This is a genomic window from Petrimonas mucosa (genome assembly GCF_900095795.1).
Taxonomy (GTDB): Bacteria; Bacteroidota; Bacteroidia; order Bacteroidales; family Dysgonomonadaceae; genus Petrimonas; species Petrimonas mucosa.
The window spans coordinates 963,251-985,704 of sequence record NZ_LT608328.1 but is presented as its reverse complement, the minus strand read 5'-3'; the positions used below and the strand labels follow the sequence as shown (position 1 = coordinate 985,704).

At 49.7% G+C, this 22,454-nt stretch carries 21 protein-coding genes; 10 read left to right on the top strand and 11 right to left on the bottom strand.

The genetic code is table 11. The annotated features are described in order from the left end of the window. The first annotated feature begins 61 nt into the window (after window positions 1-61). The 3 genes from ING2E5A_RS03905 (at window position 62) to ING2E5A_RS03895 (ending at window position 3,546) form a co-directional block, all read left to right on the top strand. The gene (locus ING2E5A_RS03905; protein WP_071136281.1) at window positions 62-1,165 is read left to right on the top strand and encodes a cyclically-permuted mutarotase family protein; all 1,104 of its coding nucleotides are present in this window, start codon (window positions 62-64) and stop codon (window positions 1,163-1,165) included. Next, window positions 1,162-2,451 (top strand): MFS transporter, encoded by a 1,290-nt coding sequence (locus ING2E5A_RS03900; protein WP_071136280.1) that lies wholly within the window; start codon window positions 1,162-1,164, stop codon window positions 2,449-2,451. The genes ING2E5A_RS03905 and ING2E5A_RS03900 overlap by 4 nt, the downstream gene beginning before the upstream one ends. A gap of 168 nt (window positions 2,452-2,619) precedes the next feature. Then, the gene (locus ING2E5A_RS03895; protein WP_071136279.1) at window positions 2,620-3,546 is read left to right on the top strand and encodes a dihydrodipicolinate synthase family protein; all 927 of its coding nucleotides are present in this window, start codon (window positions 2,620-2,622) and stop codon (window positions 3,544-3,546) included. A gap of 158 nt (window positions 3,547-3,704) precedes the next feature. Here the strand turns inward: ING2E5A_RS03895 and dnaJ are convergent, their stop codons facing one another. The 7 genes from dnaJ to ING2E5A_RS03860 all read right to left on the bottom strand — a co-directional run bounded on the left by dnaJ (window position 3,705) and on the right by ING2E5A_RS03860 (window position 9,235). Then, a complete protein-coding gene (dnaJ, locus tag ING2E5A_RS03890; protein WP_071136278.1) occupies window positions 3,705-4,856 on the bottom strand; it encodes a molecular chaperone DnaJ in 1,152 nt (383 codons plus the stop codon). A 1-nt stretch (window position 4,857) separates the two neighbouring features. Further along, entirely contained in the window at window positions 4,858-5,442 is a 585-nt protein-coding gene (locus tag ING2E5A_RS03885) for a nucleotide exchange factor GrpE (RefSeq protein ID WP_071136277.1), read from the bottom strand. Between the two features lie 89 nt (window positions 5,443-5,531). Beyond that, a complete protein-coding gene (locus ING2E5A_RS03880) occupies window positions 5,532-6,068 on the bottom strand; it encodes an HD domain-containing protein (RefSeq protein ID WP_071136276.1) in 537 nt (178 codons plus the stop codon). Window positions 6,069-6,100: 32 nt separating this feature from the next. Next, window positions 6,101-7,042: a hydrogen peroxide-inducible genes activator gene (locus ING2E5A_RS03875; RefSeq protein ID WP_071136275.1), complete on the bottom strand. Its 942-nt coding sequence runs from the start codon at window positions 7,040-7,042 to the stop codon at window positions 6,101-6,103. Next, complete coding sequence (locus ING2E5A_RS03870; protein WP_071136274.1) at window positions 7,039-8,016, bottom strand: dihydroorotate dehydrogenase-like protein; 978 nt, start codon at window positions 8,014-8,016, stop codon at window positions 7,039-7,041. The genes ING2E5A_RS03875 and ING2E5A_RS03870 overlap by 4 nt, the downstream gene beginning before the upstream one ends. A gap of 107 nt (window positions 8,017-8,123) precedes the next feature. Further along, on the bottom strand, window positions 8,124-8,786 hold the full coding sequence (locus ING2E5A_RS03865; RefSeq protein WP_071136273.1) for a YggS family pyridoxal phosphate-dependent enzyme: 663 nt from the start codon (window positions 8,784-8,786) through the stop codon (window positions 8,124-8,126). Further along, complete coding sequence (locus ING2E5A_RS03860) at window positions 8,783-9,235, bottom strand: DUF4494 domain-containing protein (RefSeq protein WP_071136272.1); 453 nt, start codon at window positions 9,233-9,235, stop codon at window positions 8,783-8,785. Before ING2E5A_RS03860 ends, ING2E5A_RS03865 begins: the two co-directional genes overlap by 4 nt. A gap of 167 nt (window positions 9,236-9,402) precedes the next feature. Between ING2E5A_RS03860 and ING2E5A_RS03855 the strand changes: the two genes are divergently transcribed. Both ING2E5A_RS03855 and ING2E5A_RS03850 read left to right on the top strand, forming a co-directional pair. Next, window positions 9,403-10,080, top strand: coding sequence for a DUF554 domain-containing protein (locus tag ING2E5A_RS03855; RefSeq protein WP_071138179.1), 678 nt, complete (start codon window positions 9,403-9,405; stop codon window positions 10,078-10,080). 1 nt (window position 10,081) lies between these two features. After that, entirely contained in the window at window positions 10,082-11,509 is a 1,428-nt protein-coding gene (locus ING2E5A_RS03850; protein ID WP_071136271.1) for a basic amino acid/polyamine antiporter, read from the top strand. A gap of 14 nt (window positions 11,510-11,523) precedes the next feature. Here the strand turns inward: ING2E5A_RS03850 and ING2E5A_RS03845 are convergent, their stop codons facing one another. Next, window positions 11,524-13,899, bottom strand: a complete 2,376-nt coding sequence (locus tag ING2E5A_RS03845) for a TonB-dependent receptor (RefSeq protein ID WP_071136270.1) — start codon at window positions 13,897-13,899, stop codon at window positions 11,524-11,526. Between the two features lie 274 nt (window positions 13,900-14,173). Between ING2E5A_RS03845 and ING2E5A_RS03840 the strand changes: the two genes are divergently transcribed. From ING2E5A_RS03840 to ING2E5A_RS03830, 3 genes are all read left to right on the top strand, one after another. Continuing rightward, window positions 14,174-15,265 carry a TIGR04133 family radical SAM/SPASM protein gene (locus ING2E5A_RS03840; RefSeq protein ID WP_071136269.1) on the top strand — a complete coding sequence of 364 codons (1,092 nt, stop codon included), beginning with the start codon at window positions 14,174-14,176 and terminating at the stop codon, window positions 15,263-15,265. A gap of 62 nt (window positions 15,266-15,327) precedes the next feature. Beyond that, window positions 15,328-15,903, top strand: coding sequence for a nicotinamidase (locus tag ING2E5A_RS03835; protein ID WP_071136268.1), 576 nt, complete (start codon window positions 15,328-15,330; stop codon window positions 15,901-15,903). A gap of 88 nt (window positions 15,904-15,991) precedes the next feature. Further along, entirely contained in the window at window positions 15,992-17,659 is a 1,668-nt protein-coding gene (locus ING2E5A_RS03830) for a hypothetical protein (RefSeq protein WP_071136267.1), read from the top strand. A gap of 2 nt (window positions 17,660-17,661) precedes the next feature. On the opposite strand, the gene ING2E5A_RS03825 is transcribed toward ING2E5A_RS03830, so the two are convergent. The 3 genes from ING2E5A_RS03825 to ING2E5A_RS03815 all read right to left on the bottom strand — a co-directional run bounded on the left by ING2E5A_RS03825 (window position 17,662) and on the right by ING2E5A_RS03815 (window position 20,782). Then, a complete protein-coding gene (locus tag ING2E5A_RS03825; RefSeq protein ID WP_071136266.1) occupies window positions 17,662-18,333 on the bottom strand; it encodes a GntR family transcriptional regulator in 672 nt (223 codons plus the stop codon). Window positions 18,334-18,649: 316 nt separating this feature from the next. Continuing rightward, window positions 18,650-20,239, bottom strand: coding sequence for a hypothetical protein (locus tag ING2E5A_RS03820; RefSeq protein ID WP_154670022.1), 1,590 nt, complete (start codon window positions 20,237-20,239; stop codon window positions 18,650-18,652). A 69-nt stretch (window positions 20,240-20,308) separates the two neighbouring features. Next, entirely contained in the window at window positions 20,309-20,782 is a 474-nt protein-coding gene (locus ING2E5A_RS03815; RefSeq protein ID WP_071136264.1) for a hypothetical protein, read from the bottom strand. Window positions 20,783-21,046: 264 nt separating this feature from the next. Between ING2E5A_RS03815 and ING2E5A_RS15575 the strand changes: the two genes are divergently transcribed. Both ING2E5A_RS15575 and ING2E5A_RS03810 read left to right on the top strand, forming a co-directional pair. Continuing rightward, entirely contained in the window at window positions 21,047-21,430 is a 384-nt protein-coding gene (locus tag ING2E5A_RS15575; protein ID WP_197678521.1) for a DUF4372 domain-containing protein, read from the top strand. A 6-nt stretch (window positions 21,431-21,436) separates the two neighbouring features. Next, entirely contained in the window at window positions 21,437-22,261 is an 825-nt protein-coding gene (locus ING2E5A_RS03810) for an IS4 family transposase (protein ID WP_394332596.1), read from the top strand. The last annotated feature ends 193 nt before the right edge of the window (window positions 22,262-22,454 follow it).

Below are 22,454 nucleotides of genomic sequence, written 5' to 3'. Positions count from 1 at the left end.
CCTTTCGTTCCTTATTGCTCTATACGCTATTGCATGCGGCGATAATCACAATAACAGGAAGATGGAACTTAAACTGAATCAATTATCTGTCGATGGCCTCACGGAGCATCTCGACAAGGGGGTTTCGGCAAGCTATGCAGCACTGATCGGAAACAAACTCATTGTGGCGGGCGGGGCCAACTTCCCCGGGAAGTTAGGGTTCGAAGGGGGCACAAAAGCCTACTACAGCGAAATCGTTAGCTACGATGAAGAGAGCGGGAAGTGGAGACTTATCGGCCATCTGCCCGATTCGGCGGCTTACGGAGTATCTGTCCCTCTTTCCGACGGTGCATTGTGGGTTGGGGGGAACAACGCGACAACATCGCTGAGAAGCGTCCTCAGGGTCTCGTTGAACGAAACCGGAGCCGCAGTACTGAAACCATTTCCTCAACTCCCGGCCACCATGGATAACATGGCAGGATCTGCCATAGCAGACACAGTCTTTGTAGCTGGAGGGAACATTGACGAAAAGCCGGCAAACCGGTTCTACTGCATCGATGCAAGGAGCGGTTCGGAATGGAAGGAACTGCCGCAATTTCCCGGACCTCCTCGCCTTCAACCCCTATTGGTGCCGATAAAGCAGAATAACCGGTCGTACCTCTATCTGCTCGGTGGTTTTTTCGGCGGTGATAGCCTAAGGCAACCGGTGATAAGCAGCGAGATTCTTCGCTACGATGTAACTGCGGGCAAATGGGAGATAACCGGCGAGCTGACCGACGAGGAGACGGGAGAGCACTTCTCGCTGACCGGCGCAGTTGCCATGCCGGTTGAGAACCGTTATATCCTCTGCATGGGAGGAGTAAACCGGACCATCTTCCTTGATGCCATCACTACCCAGTACAATATCACATACAATGGTGCGTTAACCGTCGAGGGGCGACAACTGCTGCACCTCGAATTTTCAAAAGAATACATGACACGTCCCATCGAAGATTATAAATTCAGTCGCGAATGTCGTATATTTGACACCGTTACCGGTGGGTGGAAAACCATACTGGATACCTCCCTCACAGCACGTGCAGGAGCAACACTGGTTTTTGAAGGAAAGGAGTTTTATGTCGTACAGGGCGAGCTAAAGCCTGGTGTACGTACTCCGGTAACAATAAAAGGAGAGATCAATTTATGAGAAACAGCAAAGCTTATCCGTGGATCGTCGTCGGACTACTCTGGTTCGTGGCATTACTCAACTACCTCGACCGGCAGATGTTATCCACCATGCAATCATCGATGCAGCTCGATATCAGGGAACTGGCCATTGCCGAAAATTTCGGACGGGTGATGGGGATCTTCCTCCTCATATACGGATTGATGAGTCCCGTAGCCGGCATGATTGCCGACCGTGTCAATCGTAAATGGCTCATTGTCGGCAGCCTCTTTGTCTGGTCGGCCGTAACGTACGGGCTGGGCTATGCCCAAACTTTTCAACAGGTCTACTGGCTGAGAGCCCTTATGGGTGTCAGCGAAGCGCTTTACCTGCCCACCGGGTTGGCTATGATTGCCGATTTCCACACCTCAAAAACCCGCTCACTGGCTATCGGCATCCACATGTCGGGTCTCTATACCGGCCAGGCGTTGGGCGGGTTCGGAGCGACCATTGCCGCCAACTACTCCTGGCATACCGTTTTCCACTGGTTCGGGATTGCCGGTATTATCTACGCTGTAGTACTGATTTTCCTGTTACACGACAAGGAGGGGCATGCATCGAAAGAAAGAGCCGTCTCAAGGAGAGGCCAGCTGGCAGCACCCTCCGGCCAGCCGTCGATATTCCGCTCCTTCGGCGTTATTCTGGGAACCCTCTCCTTCTGGATCATGCTCTTTTACTTCATGGCTCCAAGTTTTCCGGGTTGGGCTACCAAGAACTGGCTACCGACACTCTTTTCCGGGAACCTGGGCATTGAAATGGCAAAAGCAGGCCCCATGGCCACCATCTCCATTGCCATCGCTTCATTTATCGGTGTGCTTATCGGTGGACCGCTTTCCGACCGATGGGTACAGAAAAATATCAGGGGACGAATCTATACGAGTACGATCGGATTGGCGCTCACCATCCCCTCCCTTGTGTTGCTGGGGTTCGGAGATTCGCATATGGAACTGGTCGGGGCAGCCGTGCTCTTCGGGATCGGGTTCGGGATGTTCGACACCAACAACATGCCGATACTCTGCCAGATTATTCCCCAACAATACCGCGCCACGGCATACGGCATCATGAACATGATGGGCGTTTTTGCCGGCTATGCCGTTACGTTGATACTCGGCAGCTCCACCGATGCCGGAAATCTGGGAGCAGATTTCAGTAAACTGGCAATTGTGGTACTGGCTGCACTCCTTCTGATGCTGCTTTTTCTGAAACCTAAAGAGAAGCTGACCTACCCCGAAGAGGAGAGTCGGCCAACCGACAACAGAAAAGGGTGAATGTTCATGCATTCCACCCGCTCTTGCACTTAGAAAGAACAGCTGTTTGAACGAAACGAGTTTTTCTTTTAGCAAGAGGGTGGCCAATGGGTCGCAAAACTGGTGGAATCGAATGTTAGTGAACAAAAACATAGTTTTACCTGCTGAAATTGACTAAATGGAAAAAATATGAAACAGTTTGAAAAGATCAAAGGATTAATCGTGGCTCCATTTACCCCCTTCGACAGCAAGGGAGAGGTAGATATGGGTCCCATAGCCGATTATGCAGCCATGTTGCAGAAAAACGGACTGATCGGCGTGTTTATCAATGGCTCTTCGGGCGAGGGGTATATGCTTACCGTGGAGGAGCGGATGAAATTGGCCGAGAAATGGATCTCGGTTGCCTCGGAAGGGTTCAGGGTGATCGTACATGTAGGTGCCACCTGCATCAAGGATTGTTACCGCATGGCAGAGCATGCCCAAGCCATCGGGGCCTTCGGTATCGGAGCCATGGCCTCTCCTTTTCCCAAAGCGGGAAGAGTGGAGGAGCTGGTGCAATATTGCGAAGAGATTGCTTGTGGAGCTCCCGATCTTCCGTTCTATTTCTACCATATTCCTGCCCTCAGTGGCGTCTTCCTGCCCATGTTGCCCTTCCTGAAGGCGGCAGACGGACGCATCCCCAACCTGGCGGGAATCAAGTATACCTACGAAAGTATCTACGAATACAACCAATGCATGCTCTACGGCAATGGTAAGTTCGACATGCTGCACGGTCAGGACGAAACCATCCTCTCTGCACTGGTAATGGGTGGTGCCCAGGGTGGAATCAGCGGCACCGGAAGCTATATCGGCCGATCGCTGACGGGCGTGATTGAGGCATATAACAGCGGCAAGCTGGCTGAAGCGGTAGCTCACCAGAATTTTGCCCAGGAGGTTATCAATGTCATTGCACGCTACCGGGGCAATATCGTCGCCGGGAAAAGGATCATGAAACTGATCGGCCTTGATTTGGGAATAAACCGCACACCTTTCCAGAATATAACGGACGAAGAGGAGATACTCATCCGGGAAGAACTTGAAAGAATCAACTTTTTCGAAAAGTGTAACCGGCTTTAAAGAACAGGAGACTGTCTCAAAATAAAACTTGACCTCCCGAGATATGAATATTGGGATAGGTTCTCAGATAGGTTATCCGAATAAAAAGAGGGTGAAATCACTTTGTGATTCACCCTCCTGTTTTATCCGGTTTACAGGTATACAGTCATATAGCCTGACTAATCGAACATCTTGCGAAATTTATTGAACACACTTTTTTTTGCCGATTTCGATGGAATGAAATTGGGAGACTTGTCCAGCTCCGCAACTCTCTTCTTTTCCGCATCACTCAAGTTTTCAGGAATATATACATTCACATTCACAAGTTCGTCGCCCGTACCGTAACCGTTTACGGTTGGCAGTCCCTTGTTGCGCAAGCGGAGTACTTTTCCAGGCTGGGTTCCCGGCTCGATCTTCACCTTGGCTACTCCCTCGATGGTGGGAACCTCTACCGTTCCGCCCAACGCTGCCGTCGGGAAACTGATGAAAAGGTTATATATCACATCATTGTGATCCCGTATCAGATCGGGATGCTCCTCCTCTTCCACCAGGATGAGCAGATCACCGTTGACACCTCCGCGACGGGCCGCATTTCCCTTTCCCGACATGGAGAGCTGCATACCCTCTTCAACACCGGCAGGGATCTTGATGGAGATTACCTCCTCGTCCAGAACTATGCCGTCGCCGTTACAGTGTGTACACCTCCTGGTGATACTCCTCCCCTCCCCGTTACAGGTGGGACAGGTTGTGGTGGTCTGCATCTGTCCCAGGATGGTATTCTGTACCCGGGTCACCACACCGCTACCGTTACAGGTGGAGCAGGTGGAAACTGAAGTTCCGTTCTCCGATCCGTTACCGTTACATGAGGTGCAGGCCACATATTTCTTCACTTTTATCTTCTTCTCCACCCCATGAAGGATCTCTTTCAGGTTGAGTTTCACCTTCACCCGGAGATCGGATCCCCGGTTGGTACGCCTGCTGCTCCTGCTAAACCCGCCGAAACCGCCGAAACCGCCGAAGTGGCCACCAAAAATATCGCCAAATTGCGAGAAGATGTCCTCCATCGACATGCCTCCGCCGAATCCACCGCCCGATGCGGTTCCTCCTACACCCGCATGCCCGAACTGATCGTAGCGGGCCCGTTTATTCTGGTCACTGAGCACTTCATACGCTTCGGCAGCCTCCTTGAACTTCTCCTCGGCCGTAGCATCCCCTGGATTTTTGTCGGGATGGTATTGGATGGCTTTCTTGCGGTAAGCCTTTTTGATCTCCTCCGCCGTTGCCGTCTTGGGCACCTCCAATATTTCGTAATAATCTCTTTTTGCCGCCATCTTATTCCCCTACAATTACCTTCGGATAACGGATAATCTTATCGTTTAGCTGATACCCTTTTTGTACACAATCAATGACAACCCCTTTTTGTGCCTCCTCCTGAACCGGAACGGTAGTTATTGCCTCGAACCGGTCGGCATCAAAAGGTTGTCCGATAGCCACAATCTCTTTTACACCGTGCTGGTTAAGGAAGTTGACAAATTTTGAATAGATCAGGTCCATCCCTTCCACCATCGCCTCCTTGTCTTCCGCCATGTGAAGCGCTTGCAATGCCCGTTCGAAATCATCGGCAAATGGCAGGATATCGGTCAGTACACGTTCACCGCCACTTCTAATGATGTCGGCCTTCTCCTTCATTGTCCGCTTGCGAAAATTATCGAACTCGGCGTGAAGACGCAAATAGCTGTCGTTCAACTCATCATATTTCCTCTTTAACTCCTCCAGCGGATCGGGCTCTGCTGACAAATTGTCCTCGATACTGCTTTCCGCATTTTCACTCTCCTCACTGTTCAGATTGGCCGGTTCCTGGCTTACCTCGTTGTCGTGCAACTCCTCCGGCCCGTTATAATCGTTGTTTCTCTTCATAATCTACAATAAAAAAAAATGTGGTTGCAGGTCGGCATAACCTGTCGCAACTATTCAGATATTGCTACTGCAAATAGTTTGCCAAACTATTACAAAAACAGCTCACACCACTCATCAAATATCTCTATCTGGTGGCTGTCATGATTCTTGAGGCTCTCCCGGATCTTTTTAAGGGGTTTCTCCTTCCCCAGTTGGGACTTCGAGTAGAACTTGTCGGCAAAGCAGATAATCTTCTCCTCCAGACTCTTCGGTCGCATATCCCTGTGCGGAACGGGCAATTTTTTCCGGATGATGGTCTCCAGACTCAAACCGGTTCCGGTATGCCGTTCGCACACCAGTCCGTGCTTGGGAAGCCCCTCCAATGTGAGCAGTTCCCTGCCCAGATAACCGTGGCAGATGTAGGGGTAACTACCTTCACAGGCAATCGCCGGCGACTTGGTCTTGAAGATACCGATATCGTGCAGCATGGCCGCCTCTTCCAGAAACTTCACATCGATGGCCAGTTCGGGGTGCTTCTGGGCGACAAGCAATGCCTTGGCAGTTACATCCGATACGTGAGAGATGTAAATATCGTAAAGTTTCGTTCCTTTCTTATAATACTTATGAATGATATCCAGTGGTTGCATCTGTGTCAATACTATTGAAAAAGGTGTCGCACCTACAACGGAACCACATATTTCTTCAGTGCCGGATCCTTGAGTGATGCGGGAACAGCCTCCCTTACCTCATCCGCAATAATCTGAATCAACCGTTCCCGGATGAACTCCTTGCGGGTGATCAGGCTGATCTCACGAACGGGAGTAACGTTCTTGAACGGCCGTACATTCTTTTTCTGCTGTTCGCTGAGGTTATATATCGCCATTTCCGGAATAACGGTCAGCCCGTCATTATCATCCACAATCTTGATGAGCGTATCGATACTACCTGCCTCAAACGAGAAAATGGAGTTCGACCTTCGTCGCTTTCTCATGTTGCAGAGGTGCAGGATCTGAGTCCTGAAACAGTGCACTTCATCCAGCATCCATAGTCGTCCGTTGTTCAAATCGGTCTCGTCCAGTTCGTTCTTCACATATAGTGCACGCTCCTTGGGAGAGACGTAAGCGAAAAAACGCTCGTAATAGAGCGGTCTCTCGGTAACGGAATCGTCGTTTAGCGGAGTGGCCAGGATTGCGCCGTCGAGCGAATCGTTTCCCAGCCCCCTGAGGATATTGTCGGTTGTAAGTTCCCTCACCACGATGCTGATATCGGAGTTGCCATGCATATGTTCATCCATCAGCCTCGGCAACAGATAGGGCGACACCGTGGGTATTATGCCGAGCCGGAAGGTCCCCTTGATTATCCCCTTCTCCTCCTGGATAATCTCCTTGATCTGATTGATCTGGGCAATCGAGAGACGTGCCTGATCGATAATTTTCTTACCTATCTCGGTGGGTTGAACCGGCAGTTGGGTCCGGTCGAAAATCTTCACCCCCAACTCATCTTCAAGCTTTTGGATCATCATGCTGAGGGTGGGTTGTGTTACAAATGACGCTTCGGCCGCCTTGGAAAAATGGCGGTAGTTGTCAACCGCAATGATATATTCAAGTTGCTGTATGTTCATTGCTGATAACTTGAGAAGTACTTCATAAACTGAACACGTTCATACAGTGCCGGACTGGTTATATTGGCATAATTGAGCTTTCCCCTGAAATCGGAAATCCGTTCGTAGTTGTTCTGAACCATCCACTCCTCCACACAGGTAATCATGTCGCCGACCACATCCAATCCCTGTTCATAAAGCACACTGCAAAGCTGTATTCCTGATGCGCCGGCCAGAATACCTTTGATGCTGTCTTCCCAGCTATGCACTCCGGTGGAACAGGCAATATCCACATCTTTAACGCGCCCCGACACGATGGCTGTCCAGCGGAGCGTATCGTGGAAATCGGCCGGGTTGCTAAAAACTGTTCCGGCAGTAAGTTCCAACTTATTTATATCGATATCGAGCTGGTAGAACCGGTTAAACAGCACAATACCGTCGCTGCCCAACGCCTTCAGTTTGCCTACCAGCCCTGGAAGGTTTCCAATGTTCCGCGCCATCTTCACCACAACAGGGATCTTTACCGTTCTTTTCAACTGTTTCACGATATCTATATAGGCCCCCTCCAGGTATGTATCTTCATACTCACCTGCGTTCAGCAGGAAAATATTCAGCTCAATCGCGTCGGCCCCGGCAGCCTCGATGCTTTTGGCAAAGTCGGTCCATCGTGTCAGCCTGTAACAGTTGATGCTCGCCACGATGGGGATGGAACAGGACGCTTTTGCCGATCGGATCAGATCGAGATATTTCTCCACATGATTCATCTGGATATAGGCATTTATGTAATCTGCCGCTTCTGGATAATCGGCAATTTGTGTCAACTTCTCGGTATGATTTTCTATCTGCTCTTCGAACAGCGATTTGAGCACCACCGCTCCTATTCCGGCGTTCTCAAGTTCTTTTATTTTCGACAATGAATTTGTTAAACCGCTGCTTGCAGCAACGAACGGATTCTTCAGGGTCAATCCGGCGAATGTTGTCTCTAAGTTTACCATATTGAATGAATGTTTTTCAATTATCAAGCAGGACAAAAATAGCTATTTAAATTGACAAAAGTAATCACGCGAAGGAAATTATTGAAACGATAGATAGATTGCACGGATCATCGTTCGCCGAAGATCGAGGTGCCTACCCGGATGATCGTAGCCCCCTCCTCCACAGCAATGGGATAGTCGCCCGACATGCCCATGGAGATCTCCCTGAAGTGCTCATCGTTGGCGAAATAGTCCGATTTGAACTCCTCGAACAGGGATCGTATCAGACGAAACTCTCCTCTCACCTGCTCCAGGTCGTCGGTAAAGGTAGCCATCCCCATCACGCCTGCAAGTTGCACATGTTTGCAATCTCGCCACCTGCCTTCTGCAAGAAAACGGCGACACTCGTCGGGCAGAAAACCCGATTTTGTATCTTCATGGGCTACATGTAGCTGCAACAGGCAGGGAATTATCCGCCGGTTAGCCGCGGCCTGCTTTTCAATCTCGAGCATCAGCCGTTCACTGTCGAGGCTATGGACAAGGTGGATAAACGGGGCAATATACTTCACCTTGTTTCGTTGCAGGCTGCCGATAAAGTGCCACTCAATATCCTCCGGAAGCATCTGCTGCTTGGCTCTCAGCTCCTGCACCCGGCTCTCACCGAAGCTTCTCTGGTTGGCGCCATAGGCTTCAAGGATTGTATCACTCGAGTGAAACTTCGAGACGGCTACTATCTTGACCTCAGCCGGTACCGATCTCCGCAACTCTTCCAGATTACCCTTTATGCTCATTCTCCTGTAGTTGAGTTTTCTTCAACCTGATACCTGAACACATCCATGATGGCGGTCTCGTTGACCGCAGCAATGGTGTAGTCGACCATTGTCTTCTTCATCTCCATTTCTACGATCTCAACCGCCTCTTTCAGCTCGGAGGCCTGTACGAGCATATTGACGGCCGTCTTTTTTTCAGAACCGCTCTTCTCGTCGAGAGTAATGAAGTATAGTTTCGCCTTGTAGTAACGGTCGCCCGTTTCATTGAAAAAGGTATCGGAGAATCTTGCCCGCTTAATGTCGGAAACGGTGAATTCGCCCGACATGTAAGGTCTCATCTCTTCAATGATCCTTGCTTCTGCTTCGGTAAACGACATTGCATCCACCAGGTAAGGTTCGGTAACCGTTTTTATCATCCCCGTGTCCAGGGTCTTATCATAACGCACTTTGCATTCAAACCAGTTGTACATATCTTGATCTATTTCATTGGATCGCAAAGTTACAATTTTTTTTTGCAGTTCTGTCCCGAAACAGCGGTTAAGGGGCGGATATACCCACCGCTTTTTTTCTGATCGGTCTCGGCAGCAGGTCTATTATCACAAAAAAGTGGTATTTTTGCACTTTATTGGAAAACGAAATGATCGGAACCCTGGTAAATACAGCTGCAGTGCTGTGCGGTGGAGTGATTGGACTGCTGTTGAAGAAACGGATGCCGGAGCGAGTGACCACCATCTACTTTCAGGCTATAGGCCTCTTTACGCTGGCAATCGGAGCAAACATGGCAGTCGGCATGGAGAAGATTCTCATTGTGGTGAGCAGCCTCGCCATCGGCTCTCTTCTGGGAGAGTGGTGGAATCTGGAGAAGGGTGCAGAGCAGGTCAGCGACAAGCTGAAGCGACGTTTCCGTATCGGGAACGAGCGATTCTCCGAGGGCCTGGTCACTGCCTTTCTGTTGTTCTGTGTGGGCTCCATGACCATTCTCGGTACAATCCAGGAGGGTACCGGCGGTTCTCCCGACCTGCTCTACACCAAATCGTTGATGGACTTCTTCTCAGCCATCCTGCTGGCATCAGCTTTCGGATCGGGAGTTGTATGCTCGGCACTTCCCCTCTTCATCTTTCAAGCCATCCTCACCCTGCTCGCCGGTTACGCCGGAAACCTCTTCAGCGAAGAGATCATATTCGGACTCACCAATGTGGGGGGAGTACTTCTAATAGGGCTGGGTATCAATATTCTTGGCATCAAGCAACTTCGCATCATAAACATGCTGCCCTCGCTGGTTGTCGTCGTGCTGCTCATCTGGATCTTTGGATAATATGCAACAACGGAAAGAGGAAAAACTGGGATTGTGGCTGCTGGTATTTGTAGCTATCGGCTCCATGATCGGGTCGGGCATCTTCAACTCTCCCAGAGATCTCATTCGTGTGGCCAACCCTCAAGGCGCCCTGATCGCCTGGACAACCGGCGGGGCCGGTGCACTTACCCTGGCGCTGGTATTCGTCTATCTGGTCTCCCGTAAACCGGAGTTAAAAAGCGGCATCTATGCCTATGCACGCGACGGGTTTGGCGACTACATGGGTTTCAACTCCGCCTGGGGATACTGGTCGGCAGGCTGGATGGGGAACGTGAGTTGCCTGGTACTCCTCTTCAAGACACTCAACGATCTGCTGGGCGAACATGCCATTTCGCCGCTTGCCGCCTTTTTGACCGGTTCTGCACTCCTCTGGCTCTTTTTTGCCATCCTGATGAGCGGCATCAGGGAAGGCGCCATCCTGAACTTCATCGTGACAACCGCCAAACTGATCCCGATCCTGTTGATCATCTTTCTGGGTGTATCACTGGTACGGGGCGACCTGCTCCTGGTACCGGACTGGCAACAGCGGCTGGCGTCCAACGGTGAGGAGACCGCACCGCTGCTTCAGTTAAAAGGGGCCATGGCAATCATTCTCTGGTGTTTCGTAGGTGTGGAGGCCGCCTCCGTCCTCTCCGGCAGGGCGAAGAGCCAGCAGACGGTACGGTTAGCCACCATCCTCTCGCTGCTGGTTGTTCTCACCGTCTACATGCTGATTACCGTGATCACCATGGCATCGATTCCCGCCGGTGAACTGGCCGACAGTCAGACACCGCTGGCACTGGTACTCAGCAGGACACTCATCGGTACTGCCGGTGGCCTGACAGTCAAACTGGGCATCATGGTTTCAGTACTGGGAGCCAGCCTCTCCTGGATTCTGCTTTCGGTGGAAACACTCTATGTTGCAGCCAAGGATGGAGTGTTGCCACGCACCTTCAGGAAGGTCAACCGGAAAGGCACCCCGGTCAATGCACTCCTCCTCACCCAGTGCTGCACACAGCTCTTCCTGCTCTCCATCCTGTCGCCCAAACTCAACGAAACCTATCTGGCAGCCATCACCATCGCCTCCAGCCTGGTGCTGATCCCATACCTCCTCTCATCGCTCTATGCGGTAAAGGTTGCCCTTCGTTACAGGACGACCGAGAAAACGGGACGAAACCTATTCGTCGCGCTCCTAGGCACGATCTACTCCTTGTACGTGATCTACGCGGTGGGGGTGGAGTATCTTTTTCTCTCGGTGCTTTTCTACGGCATTGGATCGCTCCTTTACCTCCGGGCGAAAAGGGAGAAAAAAGAACGGCCCAAACCGTGGGAGTGGACCGTCATTATCCTGTTGCTTACCGGTGCGACTTGGATTGCCGTGCTTCTCGTTACCGGGAAAATCCTCCTTTAGCAGAAGCCGTTCCGCTACCGGTCGAACGTGTACCGCAACGTGGCACCGAAGCGGATGGGATACCCGCGCTGCACAAAGGTGTTCGTTTCGCCTGTCATCACATCGTCTTGCTCGAACAGGAACGCGTTGTACTTGGTGTTGAAGAGGTTCTCCACCCAGCATTCCAATCCGAAAGCTCCTTTCTCTGCTGCAAGGCTGGCATTGGCTAACCCGTAAAAGGGTTGGTAGAGCTCTTGCCCACTCGCGTCTTTGTTCGATTCGGTCCAGTAGATACGCCCCACTCCCTTGTACTGCACGTTGGCCACGAGGCGGTCGATAAACGAACCATAAGGCAGGTGATGCACGTAGCTAGCTCCCAAGCTAACCGTATGTCGCGGAGCGAATGGAATACGATTGCCCGCGTACTCGTCTTCCTCTTCCTGCTCGTCGTTTTCAACAAAGCGGGCATCGGCAAATCCGTAGTCACCATACAACGATAAATTACTAATCGGTGTATATTTAAGGCTCAGCTCGAACCCCTTGCTATCCGATTTCCCGGCATTATCCACGGTACGCCCTGCCATCCCCTGATCCATGAGTTTAATAATCTGAATATTGTTTACCCGCGTGTAAAAGAGCGCGTAGGTCAGCGACAATCTCTGATCAAACATCTCATACCTTCCCCCAAGCTCGTAGGTCCAACTGGTCTCGGGGTCATAGGATAATTGTTCTTCGAGCGTGGGTGCATCCGTCCCGTCAGAGGGCATTCCGGGTATTGGTATAGTAGGAGGTGTCTTCTCGTCAAGATTTCTCATGAGCGATTGCCGCAAGGCATTTTGTAATATCTTCGAAAACGCCTGTTCGTTGTAACCGCCGGTCTTGTATCCTTTCGACGCGGAAAGGTATATTTGTGAAGTGGGTGAAAACTGGTATTTTAACGCGAACTTGGGAAGTATTTTCCAAAAGTCTTTGCTATAACTATCCCCCAACAATGTATCCCCTTCAATAAACATAGAGGGTATGGGCATGTTAGGAATTTGAAAATCGATGTTCACATCTCCTCCATCGCTCTCCGTGAAGAAATCGATGCCGGTATGCTCGTAATCAAAACGAACGCCTACCGTAGCGGATAGCCCTTCCAGTCCAAAGAGATTATCGAGGGTGGATTGGTGAAATAAAGCCGCGCCACGCGATGGTTTCGTGTAGATACCCGGCAGGTCGATCCGGTCGCCCGCGTACGTAATCGTCAATGGTGCATTGGCAGTAAAACGGTCAAGCTCAGCCTGCAATACCTCCACCATTCCTTCTTTGAGCGCCACCGGAGTATCGATCTCGCGATGATCGTGAAAACCAAACGCGCCCACCACCCAACGATAGCGACCTTCTAAATCCGATTTCACGGTAATCTCCTGGCTCACGGAATGCTGCTTCTGCTTCTGGTTAATCGAGAAAATCGACTTAGGGCTGTAGTCCTGATCCATCTTCATATCGTCCTTCAAGTACTGGAAACCGGTGGTGGAGTGGATGCTGTAGCCACTTCCAGTGTAGTTCAATGACAACCCGTTGGTAAACAGGTGGCGGTCGTAGGACGACGGCTCGTTAAAGCTCGAGGCGGTAGAATCCACGTGCATGTAAGGGAATGCCCCGCCCGAGACCCAATCGTAATTACCAAACAACAATGCCTTGAACGAGGGGGAAGCTTGCCACTCCAGTTTGACCCGTGCACCGGCGTTTTCGGAAGCATCTACTTTCTCCCCGGTATGGCTGTTCATGAAATACCCGTCGTCGCGCTTGTAATACGCGGCGGCCGAGAGGCCAAAGTTATCGCCTATCTTCCGGTAGTCGGACCCTTTAACCGAGAACTGCCCGTGGTTGCCGCCGCTCATCATCAGCCGGGTGCCTTGATAGGTGAGGGGCGACAAGGTATACATGTTCACGATGCCCCCGATGGCATTTCTTCCGTAAAGTGTTCCCTGTGCACCACGAAGCACCTCTATTCGCTGGATATCCTGAAACTCAAAATCGAATGCAGATGGGTTGAAACTGGGTACATTATCCACATACAGGCTCACCGTCTGCGCTCCCAACCGGGCACCTATCCCCCGGATATAGATAGGCGTGGAGACTTTTGACCCGTAGGAGGGAATAAAGAAGTTGGGGATGATTGAGCTCAAGCCCGGCAACGACTCAATCTGTGTATCCTTCAACTGCTTCGGGGAGATTACCGAAACTGCGGTAGGCATATTCTTCAACTCGTTTGTCTCTTTTACAGACGAGGTTACAACCACTTCGTTCAGGTAGTACACCCTCAACGTATCTTGCGGACCGTTCCCTTTTTCAGGGTCTGCAACCCTGGAGTATGAAATAAAAACCTGGCTGACGGCCAGTGCTATCATTATTAATTTTTTCATCGGATAAAAGGTGTTATTTGATATTGCAAAGTAACTCGATAAATGGAAACGAAACAATCCCCACAAATAGTGATTTTATTCCTATTTGGCATTATCTTCCAAAATATCTATTTTTGTACAAAAAAAAGATATTTATCTAAATTCAATACCACTGAGCAGACGAGCACTCTTTCACCCATCTTGGAACCATCACCAGATGTAACCATATTCAGCCACGCACCGTCCATCCATTCAAGCGATGGTGACTTCACCTTAAAAGAATCGAACGAAAAGAATGAAACTTCAAAAAAAGATGTTGCTTTCACTCTTTCAGGAGAACAAGAGAATAGAGAGCAAACTGCACAGCCTTACTTGCCTTTTCTGGGAATGTACCTTGCGCTGTAATTTCAATTGCGTACATTGCGGAAGCGATTGCACACGGGAGGAGCTAGCTGCCGACATGCCCAAGGAGGATTTTCTGAAGATACTTTCCGATATCCGTCCACATCTCAATCCGCGCAAGACAATGATTGTGATTACCGGCGGCGATCCGCTCCTCCGGGAGGACCTCGAGGAGACAGGCAGGGAGATATACAGGATGGGGTATCCATGGGGACTTGTCACCAACGGCTGGGAATTGTCGCAGGGGCGGCTTGATGCACTGCTGCATGCAGGATTGCGTTCCGTAACTGTAAGCCTGGACGGATATACCGAGGAGTCTCATGAATGGTTCCGTGGCAAAAAGGGATCGTGGCTCAGGACACTCAATGCCATTTCACGGGTAGCAAGCACTCCGGGTCTGGCGTATGAGGTGACAACATGTGCCAATAGATCAAATATCAACGATCTACACAAGTTGAAATCGATGCTGATCTCACTTGAAGTCGAAAAGTGGAGGCTTTTTACTCTTTTCCCGAGAGGTAGAGCCAAAGGCAATCCGTTGTTGAAACTCTCTACTGAAGAGTTTGTACAGCTGATGGAGTTTATCCGTGAAACCCGGAGGGAACGGAAAATCGATGTCAGTTACGGGTGTGAAGGTTATCTGGCAGATTACGAGATGGAGGTGAGGGACGCACCCTTCTTCTGCCAGGCAGGGATTCATATCGCCTCGGTGTTGGCAAACGGAGATATTGGAGCCTGCCCAAGCCTTCGAGGCAACTACATCCAGGGCAACATTTACAAGGACGACTTCTGGGCGGTGTGGAACACCCGCTATCAGGTGATGCGTGACCGGAGATGGACCAGAACCGGCAAGTGTGCCAATTGCAGCTCCTACCGGTTCTGTCAGGGGAATGGGCTACACCTCCGGGATGAAGAGTCGGGCGAGTTACTGGGCTGTCACTTGGAAATGATGGGAAACCACACCCTCTATCCAACCGGAAAATGAACACGGGCAACCGTTTATTGTTATATTGATGAGGGCCTCTTAAAGGTCTTCATCAGAAAACAATGAATCAAGCAGGCAAATCAGATAGAGCCAAGCGGGCATTATTGATAGTGGATGTGCAGAACGATTTCTGCCAGGGCGGTGCACTTGGAGTCAAGGATGGCGACAACGTCGTACCGGTGATAAACAGCATTATCGACAAGTTTGACATCGTAATTTCATCGCAGGACTGGCATCCCGAAGAGAGCATCCATTTCAGAAAATGGCCGCCACACTGTATTGCCGGTACTCACGGCGCCGATTTTCATCCCGGTCTGAAGAGTGACAAGATCTCCCTGAAGTTAAGAAAAGGTACGGACAACGTCGATGACGGTTATTCCGCTTTTGAAGCTACCAACGTCTCGTTGGCCGGCTTCCTTCAGGAGAATGAGATCAGCACCCTCTACATCTGCGGATTGACCACCGATTATTGCGTCAAGACCACGGCATTGGATGCCGTGAACCTCGGTTTTCACACCTATGTGATCACCGATGCCATAAAACCTGTAAATGTGAGGCCCGGCGACGACAAAAGGGCTTTGGACGAGATGTATCTGAACGGCTGCATACTGGTGGAGTCGGATCATTTACCCGCTTGACCCAGGTTATCATAACACTTTTTTTATTATCTTTACGGCGAAGACAATCAAGGTATCGATGCAGCGTTACCAGTTATAGCCTGTAACAATGTTACCCAGCGGAAACAACATCAGCTTTCGGTTTACGGACGGCGACCTGCGCACGTTTTCCATCAATGGATCTGAAATCATTCAACGAATCTATTTTGCAGTACGCGATGAAACATGGTTGAATATCGAGCCGTCACTGCACAACCTCACATCGGTTGTGGAGGGGTCTACCACTATCTACTCCTATGACCTGCTGTTTCAAGAGAAAGCAATAAACTTCACGACACATATCGTGATCAGGATTGACACCCATACCGGTAGTCTGCAGATTGAGGCATCGGGAGAGGCACTGTCCGATTTCAGAAAGAACCGGATTGGCTTGTGTCTCCATCTGAATGCATCACTCAAAGGATCGCGTTGTGATGTGATACACACCGATGGGAGCAGTTCATCCGTCGAACTCCCCATATTGGTATCCCCTCATCAACCAATCCTGAACATCCGGCAAATGAAGTTGCGAACGGGACATCTGACCTCCGAGTTCATTTTCGAGGGCGATATCTTCGAGATGGAAGATCAACGGAACTGGACAGATGCTTCATACAAGATCTACTCTACCCCGTTGGCGCTACCGTTTCCGGTAGCAGTAAAAAAGGGAGACCGGTTTCATCAGAAAATATCGGTCACCACCTCTGTAGAAACCGACGCGCCTACGCAGACTGAATCGCTGTATGGCAGCATGAGACCGCTCCCCTTTCCCAAATTGGGCACACTTATTCCGGAAAACTTCTCGTTCGAAGCGTTCAACGGGCCCGCCGGCAACGTCGCATTTCCATTCTCGTACCTGCGGATCGACTTTCGTCTGTACCGCAACGGGTGGGAAGAAAAGGCAAAGGAGCATGCCCTGCTTGCCCGGGAAAAGCAGATCTCCATCTATGCCATCCTCTACTTCAGTGATCGTTACGAAGAGGAGATGGCCGATTTCTGCACTTTTGTCTACACGTTTCGGCTGCACGATCATATTGCCTGGGCTGCCCTTCTCTCCTCGACCGATTTCGTGTTGTCCGGCTCCATACTTGAAAAGCTTGTTCCAAAACTGAGGAGTACCCTACCGAATGTAAAAGCAGGTGCAGGTACCGATGCCAATTTCGCGCAACTGAATCGTAACCGTCCCTCTGCAGAGGATCTCGATTTTATCTGCTATTCAATTCAGCCACAAGAGCATGCATCCGATAAACTGTCGATCATCGAGAATATCAAAGGGGGGTTTGACACTGTACGGACAGCTCAATCGTTTGCCGATACCAGACCGGTCCATATCTCTTCACTCTCCATTTTCAGGAGATTCAATGCAAATGTAGATAAAATCTGTCCGGATAACAGCATGGAGAGGTATCGGTTCGCGGCGGGGAATCTGGAAGCCGGTTGGTTTATCGGTGTTCTGAACGACCTGATACTGGCCGGAACAGAGGCAATAACGGCAATCTTCTACCCATTACACGACTCGCCGCTGCTGGAACTCTTCAGGAAATTCGCCAATCGCCCTCCGGAATTCTTGCTGGCCGACGGCTCAACAATGCCAACAACATACTCGTTGCTATCATGGCAATCGAAAGGCAGACAATACACGGTCGCAGCCAACCTCACAAATAAGGAAATATTTATCAGCCATGCGGAGCTGAACCTGCAACTGAAACCGTACGAGATCAAATATGTTGATCATTAAAGTCAGGGAGCATGATAATAGAAGGTTTTCATCAATGCGATGATGGTCTGTTTTACGGTCTCGAGATGGGTATGCATCAACCTGGCGGCATCCTCTTTCCTCCCTTCCAGGATCGCCTCTCCAATTTCAAGGTGCTCGTAGATTGATTTCCCAACCCGCTCCTCAAGCACCAGCATGCCCAATTTAATCCGCATAAACTGGAGATTCAGGTTGTCCACAATAACTCCAGCCCTGGAGTTGTTTGCGATCCTGAACAACAGACCGTGAAAATCGATATCCAGCTGAAGCCATCGCTGCACATATTCGTCGTGACGGGAACTATCCATCGTTGTCAGCGATTTCATCTCTGCCAGCATATCCGACAACTCCTTCTTGTCCTCCGGTGTTGCCTTTTCAGCAGCCTGGCTGGCAGTCATGCTCTCTATCGCCTGTTTGATCTGGAAGATCTCCTCGATATCCTTGGGGAACAGGATGTAAACCCGTTTCTTGCGCTCTGCAGAGACAATAAATCCCTCATTTTCAAGCCTCATAATGGCTTCCCTGACCGGGGTACGGCCAAACCCGAACTTTTGGGCCAGCTGAATTTCGGCCACAGTATCCCCCGGACGAAGCTCGGAAGTGATAATTGCATTCAGGATTCGACTATATGCGTCGTTTGATGTTAAATTTTTCATGTAAACCAGTATTTGACAATTATCCCGCACAAAATGTATACAAACCCCCACCCTGGACCACTCTATTCCATCGTAATCTCAACCGCTACAACTTATGATTGTTAAGTGGAGAGATCAAAATTGAATGCTCAAAATCTGGAAAACTGTTTAACGGAGCAGTGCTGTTTGATATGCAACAAGAACTCCTTTTTGTATACATTTTTCAACAGCAAAAGTAAGAATTTTTTCCCAATTTTGAGCCATTTATCGTAACTTTTGATATCTTGCAGGAGATCCCTGTTACCTTATATCTTACCGGAGCCATGATTTGCAACCTTCAAGCCGGATCTGCTCCGTTTGGCATATCAGAATGGGGTGCTGCAATTATTTTCTCAAGAACCTCCCCTTTTTTCAGCCTGATAATCTCACCATTGCATTCAAACTCCGCATCCTTCCACGCCTTCAGATAGAGGCGGGCACTGCTTCCATTGATTACTCCATCAATTACAATGCCCAATTTTGAATAGATATTTTTCAAATGGATATCACCTTGCCAGGGGTTGCATTTTGCTATCTCCAGCTTCCCGTACCAATCGCTTATCAGATTGTTCAGGAGCGACTGAGCTATCAATCCGTTTGTGGAGATATAAAAGGGCATATCGTAATTGCTGCTGCTTTCATATATCTGAATCCACTCGGCATCCACATTATCAGATATTCGAAGATTCTCCCAATCCTTTATCCATTCTTCCGGGTTTCCGCATCTTGAACCGGCCAGGAGAAACGTTCCCAATGTCCAGCCATGGAAGAGCGGTTCTTTTGCATTGGCCGTAATCTCATACCGCTTCTCATACGCGATCCGCGATGGGTCAGAGAGCAGAGTGTCTACAGGCAAGAAGGTCAGCGGATTCAACTGGACAGGATGTTTCTGATCCCCAAAATTGGCATCTCCTTCGCAATTGCAGGAGTAGTATAAGCCTTGAGGTGACAGCAAAACTGGAAAAGCCATATTCTCCAATATCTCCCGATAGCTTCCATCCCTGTCCAGTTTCAGCTCTACCGCCCTCTGGAAGCAATACTTGGCACTATACAAAGCACACAGATAATCCTTCTGATTCTCGCCTCCCCTCTCATCCTGTCCCATCGAAGGGGTTACAAACAGATGCCATAGGCCATCCTCCTCTTTCCGGCTGATATTTTTGTAAAATTCCGCCGTACCCTCTATCAGCGGGACGACATATCTCTCCGTCCAGGCCTCATCATCCACCAACAGGGCAGTCTCATACGCCATCCTTGCCAGATAGCCCGCATTATGAATTTCGTAATAAAATTGGTTGGGCGGAACCGGGTCGTGATACCCTTCGATAGTACCATATGGAAATACCCAGGGAGAGAAAATACCGTCCACACCGAACAGCCGTTTCGTGTAGGCCCGCAACCCATCCGGGTCGGCGGCAAGCCGTTCGATCCACGATTTGGCGATATCGATATTTCCGGTGGCAAGCAGAACAGCATGGACAAATGAGCCATCCTGAGGAAAATAAAAGGGCCAGCCATTGCCGCTCAATCCGCAAGGGGGCGATAAACCGGCGCCATCACCGGTAAAGGAGGAGAGAAACATCGCCATCGATCTGACCCACATGCGTTGCGCCGTTGAATCAGGAATCAGCAGGCATCCCATGTTCATCCACTTCTCGTTCCACCACTCGATTGTTCCGTTTAATGACTCCCGATTTGATTTCTCAATGGGACTACCAACGGAGATAAGTATCTCGTTTTTCCCCTCATGGAGTTGCAGGCGCAAACAGCCCCCCTCACGTCTCACATTTGCATTGCTCTTCAGATAGAGTGAGGAGACCACTTCCCCGCAACTTATATCTACCCGCCAACAATCGTCTACTTTACGGATTTGAGATATCTGCTCCACTACCTGGTTATAGTGGACTCCGGTCTTGCCGAAAGGTTGCAATATGACGTCGGAAGCGGTGCCCTTCAGTTAGATGATAATCCCGGCCAGGTCTTTGTTGACCGGATCAAACCATGTAGTTGTCTTCACCATGTTCTTGCCCGTGGTGAACCTGGTCGTGATTATTCCGTCGTAGAACGACTGGTACTGTTCATATTGATCAGTCGTTTCAGGCAGGGTCTCCCAGAAGATTTTGGCAAGGGGCAACAAATAGTCGGCATTGAACTTCGCCCTTACATGGTGCCCTAAATGTATGTACTCTGTTTTTCCGAATGCGTCACCCTCTTCAGGGTGAATATGCAATCCAAATGCGCCGTCTGCACAACCCCAATGTCCGTTTCCCTGATAGAGCGGAATGGTCATGCAGCTATCCCGTTGAATGTCGCCCATTCGCACCGCCTCCGGCAGGTTGAACCCGGTCCGTGTCCGGTAGGTGTTGCACGACACCTGAGTAATGACCAGTGCGGTCAGGATGATTCCGATTACTCTCATTTGGATATTCATATACAACAATTTTTAATCTAATGTTTAAACTGAACGATCGGTTCGAAACGGTTAACGGCTTTGCGAAGGCGGGGCTAAGAAATTTAAAACTTTCTATAAATACGAACTCGAGCAAAAACCATTTTCGTTTTTCAAACTTACAAAAAATAAAAAAAACCACTGTTGTCCGATAAAAACTTTTTAGAAAAAGTACGCGGGCAAATTTGAGTTTTGCCCGTCGTACTAATAATTGTAGCTTTGTATTTAGCACAAAACAAGACTACAATGAACAAAAGTACTTATTTTTTCGGACAATCGGTTTTCGGACAGCTCATATCTATGATAGATTCAGGAATCATCGCTCGAAACAGCAAACGCCACAAGGCTGATCATTACGTGAAACGTTTCATGGCCAAGGATCACCTCATAAGCATGTTATTTTGTGTTTTCGCCAAATGCTCCTCCCTGCGAGAGGTGGCGGGCGCAATGCTCGGTCTTTCAGGCAAGACCAGGCATTTCCAACTCGGCCACATACCCTATAGGAGCACATTGTCGGACGCCAACAAGCGCCGGAGTGTTGATTTCTTCTCGGGCGTGTATCACGATTTGCTCCGCGAGTATCAACACGTGATCTCGGACACCCGGTTCAAGGCCGTGTTGAACAAGTAGGTCGAGATCTTCGACAGCACGGTCATCAGCTTGTTTCAGGACATCCTGAAGTGCGTCGGCAGAACACCCTCTAACGGTAAACGCAAAGGGGGGATCAAGGTGCACACCGTCATCAATGTGGACGAGCCCGTTCCCAAGATGGTATGGTTCACGTCCGCCGCCACGCACGACCACGCGCTGTTGAAGAAACTCAGCCCCGACGACAACACCATTTACGTCTTCGACAAGGGATACAACGACTACAAGGCCTTCAAGTTGTTCGGCAAGAAGGGGGCCGGCTTCGTCACCCGCATCAAGGACGACGCCGTTTACAAGGTGGAACAAGAGCTTCACGTTGAAGAATGTATTCATAGCGGCGTGCTGGAGGACACCATCATAGAGGTGACCGTCAAGGAGGACGATGGGCAGGGCAAGCTGATGTTGCGCAAGGTGGTGTTCTACGACAGGGTGTTGAAACGCAAGTTCGAGTTCCTCACCAACCTGTTCGACCTTCGTCCCGACATGATAGCCGCCCTTTACAAGATTAGATGGCAAATTGAATTGCTGTTCAGGCAGTTAAAAGGTAACTTCCCCTTGAAGTACTTCCTCGGGGACAACGAGAACGCGATAAAAATACAGGTATATTGCGCTTTGATCGTGAACCTCTTGCTCACGGTTATACAGAAGCGGTTGAAACGGCCTTGGGCATTCTCCAACCTGGTGTCATTTTGCAGGATACACCTGTTTAATTACCTGCACTTGATAAAATTTTTAGAAAACCCGGAACGAGATTGGCAACGAGATGACCAGGATTTAGAGATGCTTACCCTTTTCAGGGGGGCTTACTTTTGAAAATAGAAAAATTATCAGTACTGACCGACTAAAAAATGAAGAAAATATAGGGACTTAACCGAAGTCTCGTCCCTAAGTTGTAAATTTGGATTGTCAAAAACTAAATTTCCAACCATGGGCAAAGTTAGCGAAAATAAATTTGTCGGTCAGCCGATCTTAAGACAAATAGTGAATATTCTCCCGAGGGAAAAGT

Bases quoted from the DNA above. Each gene is read 5' to 3' on its own strand.
- ING2E5A_RS03870 (WP_071136274.1), bottom strand. From the start codon at position 8,016: ATGGTAAACTTAGAGACAACATTCGCCGGATTGACCCTGAAGAATCCG.
- ING2E5A_RS03860 (WP_071136272.1), bottom strand. From the start codon at position 9,235: ATGTACAACTGGTTTGAATGCAAAGTGCGTTATGATAAGACCCTGGAC.
- ING2E5A_RS03825 (WP_071136266.1), bottom strand. From the start codon at position 18,333: ATGAAAAATTTAACATCAAACGACGCATATAGTCGAATCCTGAATGCA.
- ING2E5A_RS03880 (WP_071136276.1), bottom strand. From the start codon at position 6,068: ATGCAACCACTGGATATCATTCATAAGTATTATAAGAAAGGAACGAAA.
- ING2E5A_RS03865 (WP_071136273.1), bottom strand. From the start codon at position 8,786: ATGAGCATAAAGGGTAATCTGGAAGAGTTGCGGAGATCGGTACCGGCT.
- ING2E5A_RS03830 (WP_071136267.1), top strand. From the start codon at position 15,992: ATGTTACCCAGCGGAAACAACATCAGCTTTCGGTTTACGGACGGCGAC.
- ING2E5A_RS03895 (WP_071136279.1), top strand. From the start codon at position 2,620: ATGAAACAGTTTGAAAAGATCAAAGGATTAATCGTGGCTCCATTTACC.
- ING2E5A_RS15575 (WP_197678521.1), top strand. From the start codon at position 21,047: ATGAACAAAAGTACTTATTTTTTCGGACAATCGGTTTTCGGACAGCTC.
- dnaJ (WP_071136278.1), bottom strand. From the start codon at position 4,856: ATGGCGGCAAAAAGAGATTATTACGAAATATTGGAGGTGCCCAAGACG.
- ING2E5A_RS03885 (WP_071136277.1), bottom strand. From the start codon at position 5,442: ATGAAGAGAAACAACGATTATAACGGGCCGGAGGAGTTGCACGACAAC.
- ING2E5A_RS03840 (WP_071136269.1), top strand. From the start codon at position 14,174: ATGAAACTTCAAAAAAAGATGTTGCTTTCACTCTTTCAGGAGAACAAG.
- ING2E5A_RS03905 (WP_071136281.1), top strand. From the start codon at position 62: ATGGAACTTAAACTGAATCAATTATCTGTCGATGGCCTCACGGAGCAT.
- ING2E5A_RS03845 (WP_071136270.1), bottom strand. From the start codon at position 13,899: ATGAAAAAATTAATAATGATAGCACTGGCCGTCAGCCAGGTTTTTATT.
- ING2E5A_RS03875 (WP_071136275.1), bottom strand. From the start codon at position 7,042: ATGAACATACAGCAACTTGAATATATCATTGCGGTTGACAACTACCGC.
- ING2E5A_RS03855 (WP_071138179.1), top strand. From the start codon at position 9,403: ATGATCGGAACCCTGGTAAATACAGCTGCAGTGCTGTGCGGTGGAGTG.
- ING2E5A_RS03850 (WP_071136271.1), top strand. From the start codon at position 10,082: ATGCAACAACGGAAAGAGGAAAAACTGGGATTGTGGCTGCTGGTATTT.
- ING2E5A_RS03815 (WP_071136264.1), bottom strand. From the start codon at position 20,782: ATGAATATCCAAATGAGAGTAATCGGAATCATCCTGACCGCACTGGTC.
- ING2E5A_RS03835 (WP_071136268.1), top strand. From the start codon at position 15,328: ATGAATCAAGCAGGCAAATCAGATAGAGCCAAGCGGGCATTATTGATA.
- ING2E5A_RS03900 (WP_071136280.1), top strand. From the start codon at position 1,162: ATGAGAAACAGCAAAGCTTATCCGTGGATCGTCGTCGGACTACTCTGG.